The sequence below is a fragment of the Nonomuraea rubra genome, from assembly GCF_014207985.1.
Taxonomy (GTDB): Bacteria; Actinomycetota; Actinomycetes; order Streptosporangiales; family Streptosporangiaceae; genus Nonomuraea; species Nonomuraea rubra.
Genome location: NZ_JACHMI010000001.1, coordinates 3,632,370 through 3,653,700, shown reverse-complemented (window position 1 = coordinate 3,653,700; position 21,331 = coordinate 3,632,370). Strand labels below are relative to the sequence as shown.

Annotated in this window: 21 protein-coding genes; 11 read left to right on the top strand and 10 right to left on the bottom strand. The window is 73.7% G+C overall.

The window, feature by feature from the left end:
* Nucleotides 1-2 precede the first annotated feature (2 nt).
* Genes HD593_RS16660 through HD593_RS16645 form a run of 4 tightly spaced genes read right to left on the bottom strand, consistent with a single transcriptional unit; the run spans nt 3 to nt 4,028 of the window.
* Nucleotides 3-1,214, bottom strand: coding sequence for an FAD-dependent oxidoreductase (locus HD593_RS16660; RefSeq protein ID WP_312903502.1), 1,212 nt, complete (start codon nt 1,212-1,214; stop codon nt 3-5).
* Between the two features lie 35 nt (nt 1,215-1,249).
* Nucleotides 1,250-2,038 carry a maleylpyruvate isomerase family mycothiol-dependent enzyme gene (locus HD593_RS16655; RefSeq protein ID WP_221524792.1) on the bottom strand — a complete coding sequence of 263 codons (789 nt, stop codon included), beginning with the start codon at nt 2,036-2,038 and terminating at the stop codon, nt 1,250-1,252.
* Nucleotides 2,038-2,883 carry a fumarylacetoacetate hydrolase family protein gene (locus tag HD593_RS16650; RefSeq protein ID WP_185103025.1) on the bottom strand — a complete coding sequence of 282 codons (846 nt, stop codon included), beginning with the start codon at nt 2,881-2,883 and terminating at the stop codon, nt 2,038-2,040. Before HD593_RS16650 ends, HD593_RS16655 begins: the two co-directional genes overlap by 1 nt.
* Nucleotides 2,880-4,028: a cupin domain-containing protein gene (locus tag HD593_RS16645; protein WP_185103024.1), complete on the bottom strand. Its 1,149-nt coding sequence runs from the start codon at nt 4,026-4,028 to the stop codon at nt 2,880-2,882. Before HD593_RS16645 ends, HD593_RS16650 begins: the two co-directional genes overlap by 4 nt.
* A 98-nt stretch (nt 4,029-4,126) precedes the next feature.
* On the opposite strand from HD593_RS16645, the gene HD593_RS16640 reads away from it, so the two are divergent.
* On the top strand, nt 4,127-4,894 hold the full coding sequence (locus HD593_RS16640; protein ID WP_185103023.1) for an IclR family transcriptional regulator: 768 nt from the start codon (nt 4,127-4,129) through the stop codon (nt 4,892-4,894).
* Between the two features lie 13 nt (nt 4,895-4,907).
* On the opposite strand, the gene HD593_RS16635 is transcribed toward HD593_RS16640, so the two are convergent.
* Together HD593_RS16635 and HD593_RS16630 are read right to left on the bottom strand one after the other, a co-directional pair.
* Complete coding sequence (locus HD593_RS16635; RefSeq protein ID WP_185103022.1) at nt 4,908-6,545, bottom strand: serine/threonine-protein kinase; 1,638 nt, start codon at nt 6,543-6,545, stop codon at nt 4,908-4,910.
* A 96-nt stretch (nt 6,546-6,641) separates the two neighbouring features.
* Complete coding sequence (locus tag HD593_RS16630; RefSeq protein ID WP_221524791.1) at nt 6,642-7,193, bottom strand: CGNR zinc finger domain-containing protein; 552 nt, start codon at nt 7,191-7,193, stop codon at nt 6,642-6,644.
* Nucleotides 7,194-7,313: 120 nt separating this feature from the next.
* On the opposite strand from HD593_RS16630, the gene HD593_RS16625 reads away from it, so the two are divergent.
* Nucleotides 7,314-8,312 carry a nucleoside hydrolase gene (locus tag HD593_RS16625; RefSeq protein WP_185103020.1) on the top strand — a complete coding sequence of 333 codons (999 nt, stop codon included), beginning with the start codon at nt 7,314-7,316 and terminating at the stop codon, nt 8,310-8,312.
* Between the two features lie 35 nt (nt 8,313-8,347).
* On the opposite strand, the gene pip is transcribed toward HD593_RS16625, so the two are convergent.
* A complete protein-coding gene (gene pip / locus HD593_RS16620; protein ID WP_312903501.1) occupies nt 8,348-9,298 on the bottom strand; it encodes a prolyl aminopeptidase in 951 nt (316 codons plus the stop codon).
* Nucleotides 9,299-9,825: 527 nt separating this feature from the next.
* Here pip and HD593_RS16615 point away from each other — a divergent pair.
* From HD593_RS16615 to HD593_RS16605, 3 genes are all read left to right on the top strand, one after another.
* A complete protein-coding gene (locus HD593_RS16615; protein ID WP_185103018.1) occupies nt 9,826-10,677 on the top strand; it encodes a helix-turn-helix transcriptional regulator in 852 nt (283 codons plus the stop codon).
* A gap of 11 nt (nt 10,678-10,688) precedes the next feature.
* Nucleotides 10,689-12,005, top strand: coding sequence for an NADH-quinone oxidoreductase subunit NuoH (nuoH, locus tag HD593_RS16610; RefSeq protein WP_185103017.1), 1,317 nt, complete (start codon nt 10,689-10,691; stop codon nt 12,003-12,005).
* A gap of 62 nt (nt 12,006-12,067) precedes the next feature.
* Complete coding sequence (locus HD593_RS16605) at nt 12,068-13,480, top strand: glycerophosphodiester phosphodiesterase family protein (RefSeq protein ID WP_221524790.1); 1,413 nt, start codon at nt 12,068-12,070, stop codon at nt 13,478-13,480.
* A gap of 22 nt (nt 13,481-13,502) precedes the next feature.
* On the opposite strand, the gene HD593_RS16600 is transcribed toward HD593_RS16605, so the two are convergent.
* Together HD593_RS16600 and HD593_RS16595 are read right to left on the bottom strand one after the other, a co-directional pair.
* Nucleotides 13,503-14,177 carry a phosphonatase-like hydrolase gene (locus HD593_RS16600; protein ID WP_185103016.1) on the bottom strand — a complete coding sequence of 225 codons (675 nt, stop codon included), beginning with the start codon at nt 14,175-14,177 and terminating at the stop codon, nt 13,503-13,505.
* Entirely contained in the window at nt 14,174-14,953 is a 780-nt protein-coding gene (locus tag HD593_RS16595) for a GntR family transcriptional regulator (RefSeq protein WP_185103015.1), read from the bottom strand. The genes HD593_RS16600 and HD593_RS16595 overlap by 4 nt, the downstream gene beginning before the upstream one ends.
* Before the next feature lie 155 nt (nt 14,954-15,108).
* On the opposite strand from HD593_RS16595, the gene HD593_RS16590 reads away from it, so the two are divergent.
* From HD593_RS16590 to HD593_RS64365, 5 genes are read left to right on the top strand one after another with little or no spacing between them, the layout of a single operon-like run.
* The gene (locus HD593_RS16590; protein ID WP_185103014.1) at nt 15,109-16,242 is read left to right on the top strand and encodes a TIGR03364 family FAD-dependent oxidoreductase; all 1,134 of its coding nucleotides are present in this window, start codon (nt 15,109-15,111) and stop codon (nt 16,240-16,242) included.
* A gap of 37 nt (nt 16,243-16,279) precedes the next feature.
* The gene (locus HD593_RS16585) at nt 16,280-17,185 is read left to right on the top strand and encodes a phosphate/phosphite/phosphonate ABC transporter substrate-binding protein (protein ID WP_185103013.1); all 906 of its coding nucleotides are present in this window, start codon (nt 16,280-16,282) and stop codon (nt 17,183-17,185) included.
* 2 nt (nt 17,186-17,187) lie between these two features.
* Nucleotides 17,188-18,030, top strand: coding sequence for a phosphonate ABC transporter ATP-binding protein (locus HD593_RS63425; protein WP_185103012.1), 843 nt, complete (start codon nt 17,188-17,190; stop codon nt 18,028-18,030).
* Nucleotides 18,027-18,854 (top strand): phosphonate ABC transporter, permease protein PhnE, encoded by an 828-nt coding sequence (gene phnE / locus HD593_RS16575; protein WP_185103011.1) that lies wholly within the window; start codon nt 18,027-18,029, stop codon nt 18,852-18,854. Before HD593_RS63425 ends, phnE begins: the two co-directional genes overlap by 4 nt.
* A gap of 10 nt (nt 18,855-18,864) precedes the next feature.
* Complete coding sequence (locus HD593_RS64365) at nt 18,865-19,635, top strand: aminoglycoside phosphotransferase family protein (protein ID WP_221524789.1); 771 nt, start codon at nt 18,865-18,867, stop codon at nt 19,633-19,635.
* Nucleotide 19,636: 1 nt separating this feature from the next.
* Here the strand turns inward: HD593_RS64365 and HD593_RS16565 are convergent, their stop codons facing one another.
* Nucleotides 19,637-20,221: a short chain dehydrogenase gene (locus tag HD593_RS16565; protein WP_185103010.1), complete on the bottom strand. Its 585-nt coding sequence runs from the start codon at nt 20,219-20,221 to the stop codon at nt 19,637-19,639.
* Between the two features lie 135 nt (nt 20,222-20,356).
* Here HD593_RS16565 and HD593_RS16560 point away from each other — a divergent pair, with 135 nt between their 5' ends.
* Nucleotides 20,357-21,223, top strand: a complete 867-nt coding sequence (locus tag HD593_RS16560; protein WP_185103009.1) for a helix-turn-helix transcriptional regulator — start codon at nt 20,357-20,359, stop codon at nt 21,221-21,223.
* The last annotated feature ends 108 nt before the right edge of the window (nt 21,224-21,331 follow it).

Here is a 21,331-nt window from a genome sequence, read left to right as displayed (position 1 = left end):
CACTATGGCACGCGCGCGGGGAACATGGGCGGCTCCTGCTCGGGCGTGAGCGCGGTCGGCCCGAACAGCCAGTCGACGTAGGTGTAGTCGTGGACGTCGCGCTCGCGCAGCACGCCGTTGCGCCATAACCGCTCGTCACCGTCGTGGTGCCACAGCTCGCCCCAGGCGCGCGCGGTGGTCAGCACGCGGCGGCAGTGCTCGGTGCGGACCTCGTTGTACGCCGCCAGCGCGGCGTCCCAGTCGCCCCCCGCGCTGCCCACGTGCTCGGACAGCACCCAGGCGTCCTCGATGGCCATGACCGCGCCCTGCGCGAGGTACTGCAGCGGCGGGTGCGCCGCGTCCCCGGTCAGGACGATCCTGCCGCTGACCCAGTTCATGATCGGGTCGCGGTCGAACATCCGCCACCAGCGGTCGCGCCACATCAGCGGCAGCCCGGCCCGCACCTGCCCGCAGGCCCGCTCGAAGGCCGCGTCGAGCTCGTCGGGCGTGCCCCAGTCGGCCTCTCCGGCCAGCGCCCTGGCCGACTCGAACACCGCCACCTGGTTGAACAGCTCCCCCTGGCGCAGCGGGTACTGCACGAAGTGGCAGCGGGGGCCGACGTAGACGACCACGTCCTTGGGGTGCACGTCGAGGCCGGCGACCCGGTCGAACGGCACGGCGCCCCGGTAGGCGACGTACGCGGAGTTGACCGGCTCGTCGTCGCTCAGGATCCGGCGGGCCACCGAGTGCAGGCCGTCGGCCGCGACGACCACCCCGCCGAACTCCCCGCCCCCGCCGTGCACGGCGACCGCGCCGCCGGCGGCCTGCTCGTACCCTGTCACCGCCACGTCGGTGACCAGGTCCACCCCCGCCTCGCGGCAGGCGCGCAGCAGCGTGCCGTGCAGGTCGCTGCGGTGGATCACCATGTACGGGAAGCCGTAGCGCCGCTCCACGTCGTGCAGGTCGAGCCTGGTCAGGACGCTGCCGTCGACGGCGTCCTTCATGACGATGTTCTCCGGGAGCACGCCGAGCGAGGTGATCTCGCCGAGCAGGCCCCAGCGGTCGAGGATGCGCGTGCAGTTGGGCGCGATCTGCAGGCCGGCGCCGACCTCGCCGAACTCCTGCGCCCGCTCCAGCACCCGCACCCGCAGGCCCTTGCGGCTGAGCGCGAGGGCGTTGGACAGGCCGCCGATGCCGCCGCCCACGACGACCACGTCGACGTCGTTACCGGTCACCTGAGGGGTTCCTTCCATCGTTGCGCTCGCGCCGCCTACAGCCAGCGCGGCAGGACGGGGGCGGGCCGGCCGCCCGGGCCGGCCGCGCGGCCGGAGAGGTAGGCCGCCAGCTCGGCGAGGGTGCCGGTGACGGCCACGGGGTCACCGGTGCCCGCGACGGTCCACGTGCGGGTGGCGGCGTTCGGGCCGCCGGTGCGCGTGCCGGTCACGGCCGCGGGGCCGCCGGCGCCCGGGAGGGTCCGCGTGCCGTCGTGGGCGGTCGCCGTCAGGGCGAGGGCCGGGCCGTCGCCCGCGCCCGAGCGCTTGGTGGTGATGTCGTCGATCAGGGAGGCCAGGAAGTCCGCGGGCAGGTCGCCGAAGCCCACCCCGGCGCCGAGATCGACGGCGTGCACCATGACCTCCCTGGCCCGCATCCAGGGCACCTCGGCCGCCGGGACGGTACGGCCCTGGGCGGTGCGGACCGGGCGGCTCCACTGGTGCTCGTCCAGCTCCGACAGCCGCCGGTCGAGCAGCTCCGCGGAGCTCGCGGCCCAGGACCGCAGCTCGGCCGCCGAACGCAGGGCGCCGGCCTGGATCTCGGCGTCGCGCCGCTCGAACGAGGCGTACATCGGGCGCTCCTCGCCGGTGCGCGCCCAGTGCGCCAGGTTGAGCAGCGCGTCGGCGTTGGCGGCCACGTGGGCGAGCAGGTGCCTGCCCGTCCAGCCGGTCAGCGCCGTCGGCACGTCCAGCCGGTCGTCCGGCAGGCCGGCCAGCACCCCGAAGAACGTCTTCGTGCCCTCGGCCATCCAGCGCAGGCTGTCGGCCAGGCTCCTTTGGGCGGCCATCAGAGCGCTCCCGCGACGGGCTCCGCCACGGCCTTCGACTCCGAGCGCCCCAGGCCGGTGATCTCGGTGGCCAGGACGCTGCCGCCGGCGAGGTAGCGGGCCGGCTTGCGGGCGTGCCCCACCCCGCCCGGCGTGCCCGTCGCGATGACGTCGCCCGGCTCCAGGGTGAGGATCGTGGAGACGTACCGGACCAGCGCGACGGGGTCGAAGACCAGGTCCGCGGTGTCGGCCCGCTGCACCACCTCTCCGTCCACCGACCCGGTCAGGGTGAGCGACGGGCGGGTGCCGCCGGGCAGGTCGCCGGGCGTGACCAGGTACGGGCCGAACGGCGTGCTGGCCTCCCAGGTCTTGCCCTGCAGCCAGACCGGGGAGCGGTACTGCCAGTCGCGCATGGTGACGTCGTTGAGCACGGCGAACCCGGCGATGGCCGCGTCCGCCTGGGCCTCGGTGGCCCGGCGTACCCGCCGGCCGATGACGACGGCCAGCTCGGCCTCCCAGTCCACCTGATCGGACTCGGGCGGCAGCTGGATCTCGTCGTACGCGCCGATGAGCGCCTCGGGGTACTTGGCGAACAGCGTCGGGTGCTCGGGCAGCTCCCGGCCCATCTCCAGGATGTGCTTGCGGTAGTTCAGCCCGATGCAGATGACCTTGCCGGGCCGGGGTACGACGGGCGCGAACCCGGCGCTCTCGACCGCGCCGCCGTCCGCCCGCGCGGCGTGCTCGGCCCAGTCCGGCCGGGCCAGCAGCTCGCCGACGTCGGCGAGACCGAGGTCGACGAGGGTGTCCCCGTCCACGCGCACGGCCCTGGTACGGCCGCCGGTGGTACGGATGGTGGCGAGCTTCATGCGCGTTGTCCTTCCACTGCGACGCGGTCGAGGTGCAGCGCCTCGAAGACCGGCCCGTCGCTGAACCTGAAGAGATCGAGCGCGCCCGAGTCGGAGTCGGACGCCGAGGCCTCGGACCTGGCCGAGAACGGCAGCCAGGACGGGACGACGAACAGGTCGCCGCGGGTCACCGACCACGAGGTGTCGCCGACCGCGACACGGCCGCTGCCGTCGAAGACCTGGTAGACCGAGGAACCGGCCTCGCGGCGGGGCGCGGTCTCGGCGCCGGCGCGGATCCGGTGCATCTCCGCCCGGATGGTCGGCAGCACGTCGCCGCCGGTGGTGGGGTTGGTGTAGCGGACGGCGGCGTGGCCGGGATCGACCGTGCCCGCGTACCCCTCCGCCTCCAGGTCGAGCTGGTCGGCCAGCGCGCGGTCCGTGTCGGCCCAGCGGTAGGCCAGCAGCGGGGTGCCGGGCTGCGGGCCGGGCGCGGAGACGGGGCGCAGGCCCGGGTGCCCCCACAGCCGCTCGGAGCGGGAACGGTCAGGGGTGACGCGCTCGGCCTCGGAGATCCGGTCCCGGCCGAACTCGAAGAACTGTGCGTCCACGGCGTACTGGAACGGGATGTCCAGGCCGTCGATCCAGGCCATCGGCTCGGCGGCGCCGTTGTGGTGGGCGTGCCAGTTCCAGCCCACCTGGGGCAGGAAGTCGCCGCGCCGCATCGGCACCGGGTCGCGTCCGACGACGGTCCACACGCCCTCGCCCTCGACGACGAACCTGAACGCGTGCTGGGTGTGCCGGTGCTCGGGGGCGTCCTCGCCCGGCATCAGGTACTGGATCGCCGCCCACAACGTCGGCGTGGCGAACGGCCGGCCGCCGAGCGACGGGTTCGCCAGCGCGATCGCCCGCCGCTCCCCGCCGCGGCCGACCGGCACCAGGTGGCCGGCCTGGTCCGCCAGGGCCAGCAGGCTCTGCCAGCGCCACAGGTGCGGAACCGCCTTGGCGCGCGGGTGCGGCGGCATCAGGTCGCCGATCTCGGTCCAGAGCGGGATCAGCAGCTCCTGCTCGAAGCCGCGGTACAGCTCTTCCAGCGCGGGTGACGGCGGTGGCTGGTCCGGGGCGTCGACCACGGCGAGGCGCACGGGCTGGTTCGTGGTCCGGTTCATGCTCGCTCCTTCAACGGGTGACACGGCGTCGGCGTGCGGCTCGATGCTGTGATGCCAGCTTGTAGCCTGGGCCTACCAGGAGAACAGGACATTCTGCTGTGAAGAATCCCCCCAACTACTCCATCCGCAGCGTCGACCACGCCCTCCAGCTCGCGGTGATGCTCCAGGTGGAGGGCCCGCTCGGCGTCGGCGAGGCCGCCGAACGCCTCGGCGTCGCGCCGTCCACCGCGCACCGGCTGCTGGCCATGCTGGTGTACCGGGATTTCGCGGTGCAGTTCGAGGACCGCCGGTACGCGGCGGGGCCCGTGCTCTCGCTGGGCGCCGGCTCCCTGTCCCACACCTCGCGGCTGCGCGCGGTCGCCATGCCGCACCTGTCGGCGCTGGTGGAGCGGGTTCGCGAGAGCGCCAACCTGGTGATCCTCTCCGGCGATCACGTACGGTTCATCGGCACCGTGGAGTGCGACCGGGCGCTGCGGGTGGGCAACCGCGAAGGCATGGTCTTCCCCGCCCACCTCGCCTCCGGAGGCAAGATCCTGCTCGCCGGCCTTCCTCCCGAACGGCTCGACCTGCTCTACAGCGAGGACAAGTGGGCCGACCGGCCCGGCCAGCGGCCCAACCTGGTGACGCTGCGCCGCGAGCTGCGCACGACGCGGGAACGCGGCTTCGCCATCAACGCGGGCAGGACCGAGGAGGGCGTCACCGCCGTCGGCCGGGCCGTACGCGGCCAGGACGGCACGGCGCAGGCGGCCGTGTCGGTGTCGATGCCCACCACGCGGTTCTCGCGCGACCGGCTGCCTGGCCTGGTCGGCGCGCTGGCCGTGACGGCGCGCGACATCGAGGAGGAGATGCGCGGCGCCGCCGGGTGAGCCCTGGGTCCGCTCAGCACATGGTCCAGCTGGTCGACTTGCTCTTACGTACCGGGGAGGTGAGCTGGAAGACGACCGTGTGGGTGGAGCCCAGCTCGGGGGTGATCTGCTTCCTGGAGCCGAAGTAGTCGCTCCTGCCGTAGGACGGGATCTTCCTGGAGCCGCTCTCGATCACCTCGCCGTCCACGATCCACTGGTAGGAGAAGGGGGCGCCCTCCCGGCTCGCGTCCAGGCCGACGCCGAAGCCGAGCGTGCCCGAGTAGCAGGTGACGCCCTCGGTGTTGATCTTCGAGCTGCCGGCTACCCGTACGTAGGCGAGGCTGAAGGAGGCGGCCGCCGGGGCTCTGGTCCTGCTCGGGGTGGGTGACGGGCGGGCGGTCGTGCGGGTCCGGGACGGGGTGGGGCTGGGGCGGGTGGTCGGGACGGTGCGCGACGGGGTGCTCCTGGGCGTGCTCGTCGGCGTGGACGCCGGGGTCTTCTTGGGGGTGGGCGTCGGGGTGCGGGTCCGCTTCCTGCTCCTGGTGGGTGGGGGGGACGCCTGCTCGCGGTCGTCCTCGGCCGCGCCCTCGCCCGTGCTCTCGCCCGAGTCGGCGGCCAGCGCGGGCGTGACAGGTTGCCTGGCCGCGAGCGTGTTCCACACGGCGACCCCGGCCACCAGGCACGCGACCAGCGCTCCCGAGAGGGCCGCGATCACGGGCAGGTGCCGCTTCCGGCGGCCCGGCGGCAACGTGCCCGCCGCCGGGTGCCAGGGGCCCGGGGGCGGCTGGACGGCGTGGTGGCCGCCTGGACCGGGCATGGCCGGGTGACCGGACGCGGCCGGATCCCCAGGCGCGGCCGGATGGCCAACCGGGTGGCCAGGCGTGGATGGGTGGCTGCCGCCGAGGAGGCGGAGCAGCACGTCCTGCATGGCCGGCCGGGCCGCCGGGTCCTTGGCGAGGCAGGCGTGCACGATCGGGCGCAGCGACTCCGGCAGGTCGCCCAGGAACGGTTCGTGGTTGAGGATGCGATTGATGACCGCGGGCAGCGAGTCGTCGCCGAACGGCGGCCTGCCCGTACCGGCGAACACCATGGCCGAGGCCCAGGCGAAGACGTCCGCCGCCGGGCCGACGTACGCGCCCGCGAGCTGCTCGGGCGCCATGTACGCGGGCGTGCCGACGATGCCGCTGGTGACGGTGAGCGCGGAGTCGGCGGCGCGGGCGATGCCGAAGTCGATGACGCGCGGCCCGTCCCGCCCGAGCAGCACGTTGGCGGGCTTGAAGTCACGGTGCACGATGCCCGCCTGGTGGATGGCGGCCAGCGCCGTGGCGGTGCTGACGGCCAGCCGCTGCAGGTCGGCGCCATGGTGTCGGCCGGCCTGCTGGAGCGAGGGGCCTTCGACGTACTCGCTGACGATGTACGGCCGCCCGCCCAGCGACGCGTCGAGCACCTGCGCGACGCAGAACGGCTCCACCCGCCGCGCCGCCGCGATCTCCCTGGCGAACCGGTCGTCCCCGCGCGCCGGCTCCCGCAGCACCTTGACGGCCACCGGCCGCCCGTCCGGCGCCTTGGCGAGGTAGACGACACCCTGGCCGCCCTCGCCCAGCCGCCCGGCGATCCGGTAGGCGGCGATCGCCTCGGGGTCGCCTGGGCGCAGCGGTTCGGCACGGGGCATGAGCGGCGTGACTCCTGTGACAGCCGGGACGGACCCATGCACCTTAGCGGGATAAATCCCGGTTTGTAGGCCATTCCGCCCCACCCGCGAAGCGCGTCAGCGCGGCGTGGCCGCCTGCTTCTTGCGGGCCCGGTACGCCGCCGCCTTGATCTTGTTGCCGCACGACTCCATGCCGCACCACTCCCGCCGCCCGCCACGCGACCGGTCGATGAAGACCTTGGTGCACTCGGGGTTGGCGCACTCCTTCATCAGCGGCGCCTCCGGCCCGCTGAGCAGCTCGATGGCGTGCCGCGCCACCGTGGACAGCGCCTGCTCGGGGGTCGCCTCCGTCCACCGGCCGCCGGCGGTGAGCTGGGGTGTCGCGGGCGGCGTGCGGGCCGCCTCGTTCACCAGCGCCAGCGCCTGCTCGTCGTAGCCGTCGCCCGCGAGCCGCGCCGTGACCAGCGTGTAGATGGCCTCCCGCACCGCCACGGCCCGCGCGAGGTCCCCGTCCCCGCAGGCGGGCGCCGCGTTGACGAGACCGCACTCCACGTACCAGGAGCCGAGGCTGGCAGGGGCGTCCAGCATCTCGAAGCGCGACGTACGGCGGGCGCGCAGCGTGCCGGCGAAGTCGAGCGCGGGGTCGCCGCACAGGAAGACATGGTTCACATCACCAGTTTGACAGGTGACGTACGTGTCATGCAATCGCGGGCCGATGAGTGCGAAATGAAACAGCTCCGGGTTTGACTGGAGCCGGTACCCGATCAACCCACACATCCCGGGAATCTCATGAAAAGACTCCTGCTGGCACTCCTCCTGACCCTGGCCGTCATCCCCGCGACCGCCGCCCACGCCCGTCCCCCGGCCGTCGTCTTCGACACCGACATGGACTTCGACGACGCCGCGACCCTGGCCTACCTCGCCCAGGAGCACCGCGCGGGCCGCATCGAGCTGCGCGCCATCACCGTGACGAACAGCGGCGCCGGTTTACCCGGCCGCGCGATCCGGCACGCCAGGTGCCTGGCCGAGCGGCTCGGCCTGAGCGGCGTACGCATCGCCGACGGCTCCGGCACCGGCCCGAACTCCTTCCCCGCCGACCTCCGGCAGCTCTTCGACCGGGTGCTGACGGCCGCCACCCCCGGCTGCGCGGGCGACGAGACACCGTCGGCGGTCCGCGCGCCCGACCTGATCAGGAAGCTGCTGCGGGCCGACCCCTCGACCCAGATCATCGCCACCGGCCCCCTCACGAACCTGGCCGCCGCCCTCCCCCACTCCGCCTCGCGGCTGACCTCCATGGGCGGCGCCGTACACGTCCCGGGGAACCTGTGCTGCGGCACGCCACCCGAGTTCGACGGCACGCAGGAGTTCAACTACTGGCTCGACCCCGCCGCCGCGCGGGCCGTGCTCACCGGCAGCAGGGGCACCGTGCGCATGGTGTCGCTGGACGCCGCCAACGAGGTGCCGATCACCGGCGCGTTCCTGGACCGGCTCGCCGCCGACCACCGCACCCCGGCCGCCGACACCGTCCTGGAGATCGTCACCCATCCCGAGGTGCGGCCCCTCATCGAGCAGGCCCTGCTCTACTGGTGGGACCCGCTCGCCGCGATGAGCGCCGTCCGTCCCGGGCACGTGGAGTTCACGTTCGGGCGCGTGGACGTGGTGCCGAGCGGCCCGTCGGCCGGGCGCACGTACCTCTCGCCGTCGGGAGGCCCGCTCTGGTACGGCACCGCGGCCGGCACGGCCGCGTTCGAGCGACGATTCCTCGACACCCTGAACGGGCGCCCGTAGCCGGGGCTCGCGGGCACGTACCCGTTCGCCCGAGGTCAGGGCCGGAAGCGGTCGGTGGCCTGGATCAGCAGCCTGCGGATGCCCGGCTCGGAGCCGCCGTGGCCGGCGTCCTCGACGATCCGCAGCTCGGCCTCCGGCCAGGCCTGGTGCAGGGCCCAGGCCTGGCCGGGGGGCGTCTTGATGTCGTAGCGGCCGTTGACGATGACCGCGGGGATGTGGCGGATGCGGTCGATACCCGCCAGCAGGCCCTTCTCCGGCAGGAAGGCCCCGTTGGCGATGTAGTGGTGCGTGATGCGGGCGAAGGCCAGCAGCGCGGCCTCGTCGAGGTCGGGCGGGGTCACCGGCAGCAGCGTGTTCGCGGACAGCTCCCAGCCCATCCAGGCCCGGGCCGCGGGCACGTGCACGGCCGGATCGGGGTCGCCGATGCGGCGGCCGTAGGCGGCGACGAGATCATGCCGCTCGTCGACAGGAATCGGGGCGACGAAGGCCGCCCACTCGGCCGGGAACAGGTGCGCCGCCCCCGACGGCGTGAAGGACCACGCCTCGTCCCCTGGACGGACGAGCCAGACGCCGCGCAGCACGAGCTCGGTGACCCGCTCCGGGTGCGCCTGCGCGTACGCCAGCCCGAGGGTCGTGCCCCAGCTCCCGCCGAAGACCAGCCAGCGCTCGACGCCGAGCCTCCGGCGCAGCCGTTCGATGTCGGCGATCAGGTGGGGCGTGGTGTTGTGCCGCAGCGAGACCGCCGGATCGCCGGCGTAGGGCCTGCTGCGGCCGCAGTTGCGCTGGTCGAACAGCACGATGCGGTACGCGTCCGGGTCGAAGAAGCGCCGGTGGCCGGGAAGCAGGCCGCCGCCCGGGCCGCCGTGCAGGAACAGCGCGGGCTTGCCCGCCGGATTGCCGCAGGTCTCCCAGTAGATCTCGGCGCCGTCGCCGACGGGGAGCATGCCACTGTCGTACGGCTCTGCCGTCGGATACCAGTCGATCACGCTATCCGAAGATAGATCCCGCCAGGGCCGCCTCCGCATCGGGGGGCAGAGCCGCCGCGCGCGGCGGGCCGCATCCCGGGCACCGGTGACCGGCTCGCGATCGGTCTCGCGCGAAGCCGGGCTCCCGGCGCCCGGGATGGCCGTGCCGGTTCCCGCGGCGGCCGACCCGGAATCTCCCGCGTACGCATGCTCGGCCCGGACTATCGCCGGCGTCCGGGCCCGCGTACCGGGGCTGGGGGATCAGGAGTTGCAGCCGCAGCTACAGCTGCTGGAGCAGGAGCAGGAGGATCCGTGTCCGCATGAGCAGGATTTCTTCGTCATTGCCGTCATACCCGGATACGTTGCACGGAACGAGGTCGCGCGAACTCGCCGCGAAGCAACAAACCCCCTGCCCTCACGGCAGGAAGATGGGGTCTCAGCGCCTGGTCCGCCTCGGGCGCTGGGCGTTGCCCACCGGCCGTGACCAGAGGGCCAGGTGGCCCCGGGATGCCGGGAAGCGGGGATGGCGGCTGCAGGATGGTGTTGTGATGTCGATCCACTCGCTGCCCGGGGAGCCGCGCCCCGGGCCGTACCGGTCCGTCGCCGTCGCGCCGGGGCCGCACCTGCGTCCGTACGTGCTGGGGTGGGCGGGCTTCCGGGCCGGGCCAGGGGGGACGGAGCCGCGCACCAGGATGTTGCCGCTCAACGCGGCCACCCTGATCGTCGACTTCGCCGGCGGCGACCCGATCGTCACCGGCCCCCGGAGCGCGGTGACGCTCTCGTCCCGTGCGCTCTGGCGGCACGGGGTGGCGGTCGGGCTCACCCCTGCCGGGATGTCGGCGCTGCTCGGGACGCCCATGCGCGAGGTGGCCGGCACGACCGTGCCCCTGGCGGACCTGCTCGGGGCCGCCCGCGCCGAGGAGCTGACCGGCCGGCTGATGGAGCCGGCGGGCTGGCAGGCCCGCTTCGGCGTGCTGGAGCGGTGGCTGGCGGCGGCACAGCGCCCCGCCCCCGCGGCGGGTTCCGACGGCCTGGTCATGCACGCCTGGCACCGGCTGCAGCAGCCGCCCGCGTGGCCGCGGGAGCCGGACGGGCGGCCGCGAGGGCCGGGCGGGCGGCTCACGGTCGAGGCGCTGGCCGGGGAGCTGGGTGTCAGCCGCCGCTACCTGGAGCTGGGGTTCCGCCGGCTGGTGGGCCTGACGCCCAAGACGGTGGCCAGGGTCGCCCGCTTCCAGCGGGCGGTGCACGCGCTGAGCCACCCCTCGGCGACGCTGGCCGGGGCGGTCGCGTGCGGGTACGCCGACCAGCCGCACCTCACACGGGAGGTCCGCACGATGGCCGGGATGACGCCGAAGCAGCTGTTCGCATTCGTTCAAGACACCGCCCGGCTCGCGCACTAGCGTGCCCGTTCATGACGCTCACCGGGACGACGGCGCTCGCGCCGGCGGCCGCTCCCACCCTCGCCGACTTCGGCCACGATCCGCTCTGGATCACCATCATCAAGGCCGTGATGCTCTTCGCCTTCCTGGGGCTCGGGGTCGTCTTCGGGGTCTGGTTCGAGCGCAAGCTGATCTCGCGGATGCAGCACCGCTACGGCCCCAACCGGGCCGGCAAGTTCGGCCTGCTGCAGTCGGTCGCCGACGCGATCAAGATGGGTCTGAAGGAGGACCTCTTCCCGCGGACCGTGGACAAGGTGCTGTACCTGCTGGCGCCGGTGATCATGGTGGTGCCGGCGTTCCTGGCCTTCTCCATCGTGCCGTTCGGGCCGGTGGTGAACCTGTTCGGCGTGGAGACGCCGCTGCAGCTGGTGGACCTGCCGGTGGCGGTGCTGTTCATGCTGGCCATGGGTGCGGTGTCGGTGTACGGGGTGGTGCTGGCCGGGTGGTCGTCGCGCTCGCCGTACGCGCTGCTGGGCGGGCTGCGGTCGGCGGCCCAGGTGGTCTCTTATGAGATCGCGATGGGGTTGTCGTTCGTGGCGATCTTCCTGTTCGCCGGGACGCTGTCCACCTCCGAGATCGTCAAGGCGCAGGAGCAGACCTGGTTCGCGGTGCTGCTGATCCCGTCGTTCCTGGTGTACGTGGTGTGCATGTTCGGTGAGGCCGCGCGCATCCCGTTCGACCTGCCGGAGGGCGAGGGCGAGCTGGTCGGCGGGTTCCAGACGGAGTACTCCTCGTCGCTGAAGTTCGCGCTCATCATGATGGGCGAGTACCTGCACACCTTCACCGCCTCGGGCATCGCGGTCACCCTGTTCCTGGGCGGCTGGCGGGCGCCGGCGCCGATCTCCACGTTCTGGGAGGGCGCCAACCAGGGCTGGTGGCCGGTGTTGTGGTTCTTCATCAAGTTCGTGCTGACGTTCTGCTTCATCGTGTGGGTGCGCGCGTCGCTGCCGCGGGTGCGCTACGACCAGCTGATGTCGCTGGGCTGGAAGGTGCTGATCCCGGTCAACCTGGCCTGGATCCTGCTGGTGGCCGCCGTGCGCAACGTGGTGGTCAACGACCAGAACCGGACGCTCGGCATCGGGCTCGGCGTGGTCATCGTGATCGCCGCGCTGGCCATCTGGATGCGCTTCGACACCGTCAACCAGCGGCGCAAGGAAGCCAGGAAGGCACAGGTGGAGGCCGAGTTCGAGGAACTGTCCGAGGAGCCGACGGCCGGTGGCTTCCCTGTGCCGCCGCTCGACCTGCCGCACTACCACGGGGTGCCCCGCCCTTCGCAAGATCACCGGTGATTGCGCGGGCGTCTGCTGCCCGTTCATCTGGGCGACATATCCCCCTTAAAGGGTTTATGTCCATGATTCGGAAGTTCCGCTGCGGCCTGACCGCCATGGGCCTGGCCACCGTGGCGACCGCCGTGACCCTCACCTCGCTCCCCGCGTCCACCGCGGCCGCCGCCACCCCTAGCAGGTTCGGCCGCATTCACGCGAACCTCCTCGAACACGGCCCCAAGGCTCCGCTCATGATCGCCGCCCACCGCGGGCAGTGGCGCGACGCCCCCGAGAACTCCCTGGCCGCGATCGGCGCCGCCGTCGAGGACGGCGCCGAGATCGTCGAGATCGACGTGCGGCCCACCAGGGACGGCCACCTCGTGCTCATGCACGACGAGACCGTCGACCGGACCACCGACGGCACCGGCCGGGTCGCCGACCTGACCCTCGCCCAGATCAAGGCGCTCCACCTCAGGCAGGGCCTGGGCGGCAGGCAGTCCGCGGTCACCGAGCACACCGTGCCGACGTTCGAGGAGGCGATGCGGGCCGTCAAGGGCCGCGCGCTGGTGAACCTGGACAAGGGCTGGCCCGTCAGGGAGCGGATGTACGAGGTGCTGAAGAGCACCGGCACCGTGGACCACGGCCTGTTCAAGGGCGCGCCCACGGTCGAGGAGGCCGCCGCCTTCATGGCGAAGGACCCTGAGATCCTCTACATGCACATCATCGACGACGCCACCGCCGGCACCCCCGGCACGTTCCCCGGCCGCCAGCCCGTGGCGTACGAGATCGTCTTCGACCAGCCCGAGGACCCGCAGGTCGCGCCGGCGACGCTGGAGAAGATCGCGCGGCACAGCCGGGTCTGGATCAACAGCATGTGGTACGGCCTGGCAGCCAGGTACACCGACGAGGCGTCCCTGCGCGACGAGAACCTCGGCTGGCAGACGCTCGCCGGGACGTACGGCGCGAACATGATCCAGACCGACAACGTCGAGGCGCTCGACCACTGGCGCGACGGCGGCGACCTGTCCCGCTACGGCCGGCAGCCCGGCCACCGCACGGTCCGGGTCGAGGGCGAGGACTACGCGCCGGGCGGCGAGGGCGTCGGCTACCACGACCTCGACCCGAACCGCTGCACCGTGGCCCGCCCCGAGGAGGGCGTGGACATCTGCGACCTAGAGGGCGCGATCGCGGTGAACTGGATCCGCGGCGGCGAGTGGCTCAAGTACCGCTTCGAGGTGAAGAAGGCGGGCCTCTACCAGGTGTCGGCCCGCGTCTCCTCGCCGTACTCGCCGGCCGGCACCGTCGTGCTCGACTGGGGCACGGGCACCGGCACGACCGCGCCGATCGCGAACACCACCAGCCACGACGCCCTGACGCTCCAGCCCCTGGAGCGCCGCCGCCTCGCCCGAGGCACGCACGAGCTGGTTCTGCGCATGCCGCAGGACGCCTACCAGAACTTCAACCTCGACTACCTGCAGCTCGACCTGATCGGCCGCTGAGCGCAGGCCCCCTGGCGCCGGTTCAGCGCAGGGAGAGCAGGCCGGGGATGCTCGCCACGCCCGGCAGGAGGTGGGTGTGGCGGACGGCGCCGAGGGTGGCGGCGTCCTGGCTGCCCGTGAGCACCCCGGCCACGATGCGGGCGCCGGCGTTGGTGCCGGCCTCCAGGTCGCGCACGGTGTCGCCGGCGGTCAGGACGCGGCCGACGTCGCTCACGCCGGTCGCCTCCATCGCCCGGAAGATCATGTACGGCGCCGGGCGGCCGGCCGGGACGTCGTCCACGCACACCACCGCGTCCAGGACGCCGTGCTCCCAGCCGATCGCCGACAGCAGCGACGTGGTCACCTCGCGGTCGAACCCGGTGGTGAGCGCCACCTTGACGCCCGCGGCCCGCAGCTCGGCGATCGCCTCGGGGACCCCGGGCAGCGGCGCGGGCGGCCGGGCGGCGTAGGCCGCGCTCAGCCGGGCGCGGAAGTCCGCGAACGCGGCGTCCACCCTCTCGTCGGACGGCGGCCCGCCCCCCGGCCCGTCCAGCAGCGCGGTGATGGCCTCGCGCTTGCCGGAGCCCATCCAGCGCCCGATGTCGGCGGCCGACGGGGTGCCGCCCGCGGCCCGTACGGCCTCCTCCAGGGCGACGTAGACGGCGCCGTGCTCTTCCACGGTGGTGCCGGCGATGTCCAGGACCGCCAGTTCGATCACGGGGTCTCTCCTTGCGGGGTCAGGGCGGGAAGCAGGCCGTTGGGGCCGCGCAGCAGCGCCGGGTGGGCCTGCTGCGAGTTGTCGATGGTGAACGAGACGAGGTCGGGGCGGTAGCGGTCGTCGGAGAACTCGACGGGCTCGCCGGAGGCGGAGGAGGTCTGGCGGCGCTCGCGCAGCAGGGGCGCGCCGCGCGGGACGCCCAGCAGCCCGGCGTCGGCGTCGTCGGCGGCCACCGCGTCGATGACGTGACGGGCCCGGCTCAGGTCCACGCCGCAGCGGCTCAGGTGGGCGAAGACCGACCCGGAGTCGCAGTCGAAGTCGAACAGCAACCGCCCGGCGGACCAGACGAACGTGGTGCGCTCCACCATGGCGGGCAGGCCGTCCATCAGCCGCAGCCGCAACATCTGCACGACGGGCTCGCCCTCCTCCAGCCCGAGCGCGTCGCACGCCTCCGGGGTGGCGGGGCGGCGGGCGATCTCCAGCGTGCGCTGCCCGGGCGTGCGGCCCATCAGCTCCACCCAGCGCGAGAAGGACAGGAAGGTCTCGAACGGCTGGGGCATGCTCTGGCTGCGGACCACCGGCGGCTTGCCGCGGCCGCCGCCGATGAGGCCCTCGGCGCGCAGCGTGGCCAGCGCCTGGCGGATCGGGCCCCGCGAGATGCCCCACTGCTCGCACAGGTGCGACTCCGAGGGGATGGCGGAGCCCACCGGCAGCTCGCCCGAGCTGATGCGGCGGCGCAGATCCGACGCGACGCGTTCGTGGAGAGGTGCGTCCATGGCACTTGACCATACAGGAGCCCGGACATTCATCGGAAGCCTCTCGAACTCCCCACTATCCCTCCCACCTGCGTAAATGACATGCAGGCAAACGCAAGATGACATGTCCGATCCGGGATTGACGTCACCGCGCTGCGGGCGGCAGCGTACTTATCATGACAAGTCACCTGCCATGGGACACGTCGCTCGACGCGGCCGATCTCGTGGTCGTCGGCGCGGGCATCGTGGGGCTGGCCCACGCCGCGGACGCCGTGGCCCGCGGGCTGTCCGTCGTGGTCGTCGAGCGGGACGAGCGCGCCGTCGGCGCCTCCGTACGCAACTTCGGGCACGGCTGCTTCACCGCCCAGGACGGCCGGGCCCTGCGGTACGCGATGGCCGCCAGGACCGCCTGGCTGCGCCTGGCCGGGGAGGCCGGGTTCCGGCTCGACGAGAGCGGGACCGTGGTGGTCGCCCGCGCCGGCGACGAGTACGCGGTGCTGCGCGAGTTCGCCGCCGCCCGCGACGGCCAGGCCGTGCTGCTCGACGCCCGCCAGGTGGCCGAACGGGTGCCGGTGGGCCCCGGCGTGGTCGGCGGCGCCTGGCTGCCGATGGACGTACGGGTGGATCCGCGCCAGGCCGTGCACGCCATCGCCGCCTGGCTGGCCGGCCAGGGCGTGCGCTTCCACTGGGCCACCTCGGCGCATCTGGTCGAGCCCGGACTGGTGACCACCAGCCGGGGCCGGATCAGGGCCGGGCACGTGGTCATGGCCGTCGGGCACGACGTGGACCGGCACTTCCCCGGCCTGGCCGAGCGCGCCGGGCTGCGCCGCTGCGTGCTGCGCATGCTGCGCGTGGCCGACCCGCACGGCCGCCGCGTCGAGCCTGCCGTGCTGTCCGGCTTCTCGCTCCTGCGCTACGGCGGCTTCGCGGCCTGCCCGACCAGGCCCGCCCTGCGCGCCCGGCTGGAGAGCGAGCACCCGGAGCTGACCGGCATCGGGCTGAACCTCATGTTCACCCAGCGCCCCGGCGGCGACCTCACCATCGGCGACACCCACGCCTACGCCGTCACGCCCGAGCCGTTCGGCGCCGACGAGCTCGACCGGCACATCCTGGCCGAGACCGCCCGCCTGCTCGGCGCCGAGCGGCTGGCGGTGCGCGAGCGGTGGCGCGGCGTCTACGCCTCGGCGCCCGACCCGTTCCTGATCGCCACCCCGATGCCCGGCGTGCGCGTCGTGTCGGTCACCTCCGGCATCGGCATGACCACCGCCCTGGGCCTGGCCCCCGAGGTCCTCGACGACCTGCTGGCCTGACCACCCCTGCGAAACCCCTTTTCCGAGGAGAAGACCCATGCGTGCACGACCTGCCCTGGCCGCCCTGGCCGTGCTCCCGGCCCTGCTGCTGACCGGCTGCGGCGGCGGCGAACCCGCCGCGACCGGCTCCGCCACCTGCCCGAACGGGAAGATCCGCTTCGGCGTCGAGCCGTACGAGGACCCGGCCAAGCTCAAGCCGGCCTACGAGACCCTGGCCGCCGCGCTGCAGAAGAGCCTGAACTGCCCGGTCGAGCTGAAGATCGTCGAGGACTACTCGGCCGAGGTGCTGGCGATGCGCAACGGCCAGCTGGAAATGGCCCAGTTCGGCCCGCTCGGCTACGTCTTCGCCAGCACCAAGGCCGACGCCCGGCCCGTCGCCTCCTTCGCCGACGCCAAGGGCGCCCTGACCACCTACACCGCCGGCATCTGGGTGCCCGCGAACTCGCCGATCACCTCCATCAAGGATCTGAAGGGCAAGTCGCTGGCCCTGTCCAGCCCCGGCTCGACGTCGGGCGACGCCCTGCCCCGCTACGCGCTCAAGACGCAGGGCCTGGCCGAGTCCGACGTGAAGATCGACTACGCGGGCGGTCACCCCGAGGCACTGCTCGCCCTGGCCAACGGCAAGGTGGACGCCGCCGAGATCAACAGCCAGCAGCTCGCCACCGCCAAGGCCGAGGGCAGCTTCGACGCTGCCGAGTACCGCCAGGTGTGGACCTCCGACGCCATCCCGAACGACCCGATCACCGTGCACGGCAAGCTCGACCCGGCCCTGCGCGACGCGATCGCCTCGGCGCTGCTGAAGCTGGGGCCGTCCGACGTCGCCAAGGTCGGCGCGTTCCTCGACGTGAACCCGCCCGGGCCGCTCGTGGCCGTCACCAAGGACACCTACAAGCCGCTGTTCGACCTGGCCACCGCGCTCGGCCTGACCGAGAAGGACGTATGACGATGGCCTCGCCCCGCGTGGCGGGCATTCCCTCGGCCGGCACCGCGACGCCCGCGCTGGCCGTGCGCGGGCTGCGCAAGTCGTTCTCCGGCAGGACCGTCCTGGACGGTCTCGACCTGAGCCTGGCGCCCGGCGAGTTCCTCGCCCTGCTCGGCGCGAACGGCAGCGGCAAGTCCACCGCGCTGCGCTGCGTCGTCGGCCTGGAGAGCCCCGACGCGGGCGAGATCCTGGTCCACGGCCGGCCCGCCGACACGGCGCCGCTGCGCCGCCGCATGGCGATGATCTTCCAGCAGATCCACCTCGTCCACCGCCGCACCGCGCTGGACAACGTCTGCGCCGGAGCCCTGGGACGGCTGCCGCTGCGCCGCTCGCTCGCCCCGGTCCTGTTCCCCCGCGAGCTGCGCGAGGAGGCCATGGTCTGCCTGGACCGGGTCGGGATGGCGGACCGGGCCGCCGAGCCGGCCGGTCGGCTGTCGGGCGGGCAGCGCCAGCGGGTCGCCATCGCCCGCGCGCTGTGCCAGCGGGCGGAGATCATCCTGGCCGACGAGCCGGTCTCCGCCCTCGACCCGGCCGCGGCCGAGCAGGTGGTCGCCCTCCTCGCCGGCCTCGCCCACGACCAGGGCCTGGCCGTCGCCGCCGTCCTCCACCAGCCCGACCTGGCCAGGCGGCACGCCGACCGCGTGACCGGCCTACTGCACGGCCGCGCCACGCTCGACACCCCGGCCGCCACCCTCACGGCCGCCGACCTCGCCACCCTGTACGCCCCGGACCGCGACGCCCACGCCCCCGCCACCCTGTACGCCCCCGACCGCGATCACGACCACGCCGACCAGGAGCCCCGATGAGCACCACCGCGGGCACGATCCCTCCGGACTCCCGCCTCACCCCGCCCCGCCGGCGCCCCGTCACCACGGCCACCGCCGCCATCACCGTGGCCATCGTGATCGCCCACGTGCTGGCCTGGAACGGCACCGAGTTCTCCCCCGCCGCCCTGGTGCAGGGCTGGCGCGGCATGGCGGACTTCGTCGGCCAGGCCCTGCCGCCGGACCTGTCGTGGGACGGGGTGCTGCTGCCGGGCCTCCAGGCGGCGCTGGTCACGCTGGGCATCGGCCTGCTGGGCACCACGTTCTCGGTGCCGTTCGCGCTCGTGCTCGCGCTGCTGGCGGCGCGGACGACGGCGCCGAACCGCTGGGCCTACCAGGCGGCCCGCTCGCTGCTGTCGTTCCTGCGCGCCGTGCCCGACGTGGTCTTCGCGCTGGTCTTCGTCACCGCCGTGGGCCTCGGCCCGTTCGCCGGCGTGCTGGCGCTGATCTTCCACAACACGGGGGTGATGGGCAAGCTGTGGGCCGAGGCGATGGAGGAGACCGACCTCGGCCCGCGTGACGCGCTGCGCGTCGGCGGCGCGTCGGGCGTCCAGGCCGCCGCGCACGCCGTGCTGCCCGCGGTGGTGCCGCAGTTCGTCGGGCTGCTGCTCTACCGCTTCGACGTGAACGTGCGCTCGTCCCTGGTGCTCGGCCTCGTCGGCGCGGGCGGCATCGGCTTCCTGGTCAACCAGTCGATCAAGCTGTTCCGGTTCGACGAGATGGTCACGCACCTGGCCATCGTCATGGTGCTCGTGGTCGCCGTCGACCAGCTCTCGGCGTACGTGCGGCGCCGCATCGGCGGCTAGAGTCCGCCACGTGAGCCGTGAGGAGATCCTCCAGGATGACGAGCACCGCAGGGTGGTACGCGTCGGCGACACCGTCCGCAGGCCCGTCCATCCGTGGACACCCGCCGTCCACGCGCTGCTGCGGCACCTGGAGGAGGCGAGCTACCCGTACTCGCCGCGCGTCCTGGGCCTCGACGAGCAGGGCCGGGAGGTCCTGACCTACCTGGAGGGCGAGTCCGGCCCGCGGGGGTGGGCCAAGGTGGTGGGCGACGCCGGCCTGGTGTCCTTCGCCCGCCTGCTGCGCGGCTATCACGACGCGGTCGCCGGCTTCCGGCCGCCTCCGGGGCTGAGCTGGTTCACCGGCGAGGCGGAGCCGCGCGACGGCGAGGTGATCTGCCACGGCGACTTCGGCCCGTGGAACGTCGTCTGGCGCGGTGACCGCCCCGCCGGGATCCTCGACTGGGACTACGCCCTGCCCAGGCCCCGGCTGCACGACGTCGCGTACGCGCTGGAGTACGTGGCGCCGTTCCGCGACGACGCCGAATGCCTGCGCTGGCTGCGCTACCCCGCGCCTCCCGACCGGCGTCGCCGCCTGGAGCTGTTCGCCGGAGCCTACGGCCTGCCGTCGGCCGAGGGCCTGGTGGACGCGGTCATCGGGGTGCAGCGGGACGGCATCGAGCGGGTGCGCGAGCTGGCGGCCGCCGGGCGGCAGCCGCAGGCCCGCTGGGTCGCCGAGGGGCACCTCGACGACCTCGGCGGGAGGCTGGCCTGGAGCCTGGCCCACCGCCACCTGTTCGAGTAGCTCAGGCGGGGAGGGTGCCGCCGTGCGCGTGGCCCTCCACGGCCTCCACGTAGACGCGGGCCACGTCGGCCGCGGGGGTGCCGCCGGCGGGGTCCAGGCCGAGGGTGAGGAGGGTCTCCCTGACCCAGCCGGGGCTGACCGCGTTCAGGCGCAGGTCGCGGGGCATCTCGATCGCGGCGGCCCGTACGAACGCCTCCAGGCCCGCGTTGACCAGGTGGCCGAGCGAGCTGCCCGGGACCGGCGCGGCGAAGCGCCCGCTGGTGATGGTGACGGAGCCGCCGTCGCGGACGTGGGCGAGCGCGCTGCGGACCACGTTCACCTGGCCGATGAGCTTGGCCTGGAGCCCGCGCCAGTAGTCCTCGCCCGCGGGGGTGCCCAGCGGGCTCAGGGCGCCGCTCGCCGCGCAGCACACCACGGCGTCCACCGGCCCCGTCCGGGCGAAGAGGGCGTCGATGGAGGCGGCGTCGTCCAGGTCCACGGTCGCCGGGCCGCGGCGGGAGGCGCGTACCACGTCGTGGCGGGGCCCCAGCGCCCGCGTCACCGCTCCGCCGATGGTTCCTGTCGCGCCGATCACGATGATCTTCACTTCTCGTCTTCCGTTCCGTGTCGAAGGGCTCGCAGGACAGGCTGCGGCCGGGCGGCGGGCCTTTGCCAGCCATCCGCGGTGACCACCCCTGACAGGTGCAGGCTGGGCGGCGGCGGACGGGCGATACTGGCCCGTATGGACGCACACGGCGAGCTGGGCGAGTTCCTGCGGTCGAGGCGGGCGCGGCTGCGGCCCGAGGACGCCGGGCTGCCCGCGTACGGCGGCCGGCGCCGGGTGCCCGGGCTGCGGCGGGAGGAGCTGGCCCAGCTCGCCGGCGTGAGCGCCGGCTACTACACCCGCCTGGAGCAGGGTCAGAGCCCGAACGCCTCCGACGCGGTGCTCGACGCCGTCGCCCGCGTCCTGCGCCTGGACGAGGCCGAGCGGGTCCACCTGTACGCGCTGGCCCGGCCGAAGGCGGCGCGGACCCGCCGCCGGGTGGCCAGGCCCGAGCGGGTACGCCCCGGCGTCCGGCTCATGATCGACTCGTTCGGGGACGTGCCCGCGCTGGTCATGGGCTGCTTCCTGGACATCCTGGCCTGGAACCCGATGGGGCACGCGCTGCTGGCCGGGCACCTCGATCACGGCGCGCCGGACCGGCCCGCCGACCGGCCCAACGTCGCCCGGATGTTGTTTCTCGACCCGCACCTGCGCGAGCTGTACGGCGACTGGCCGCGCAAGGCCCGCTCCACGGTCGCGGACCTGCGGCTCATCGCGGACCGCCATCCCGGCGCGCCCGCCCTGACCGCGCTGGTGGGCGAGCTGACGCTGCGCTGCCCGGAGTTCGCGAAGCTGTGGGCGGCGCACACCGTCGGCGACTGCGGCAGCGATCCCCGCGTCTACCACCACCCGGTGGTGGGGACGATGGAGCTCCTCACCGAGTTCATGACCCTGCCGAACGACGAGGGGCAGCGCGTGGCCGTGTTCAACGCCGAGCCGGGCTCGCCGTCGGAGGCCGCGCTGCGGCTCCTCGCGGGCCTCACCTCCGGGGCCACCGGTCGGTGAGCGGCGCCGCTCGACGCGGGGGACGCCGGGCGATGGCCGCTCCTGACCTGCTGGACCAGCTCGTAGACCTGCCCTCTGAGCTGGGCGAACCGCGGCAGCGAGCGGCTG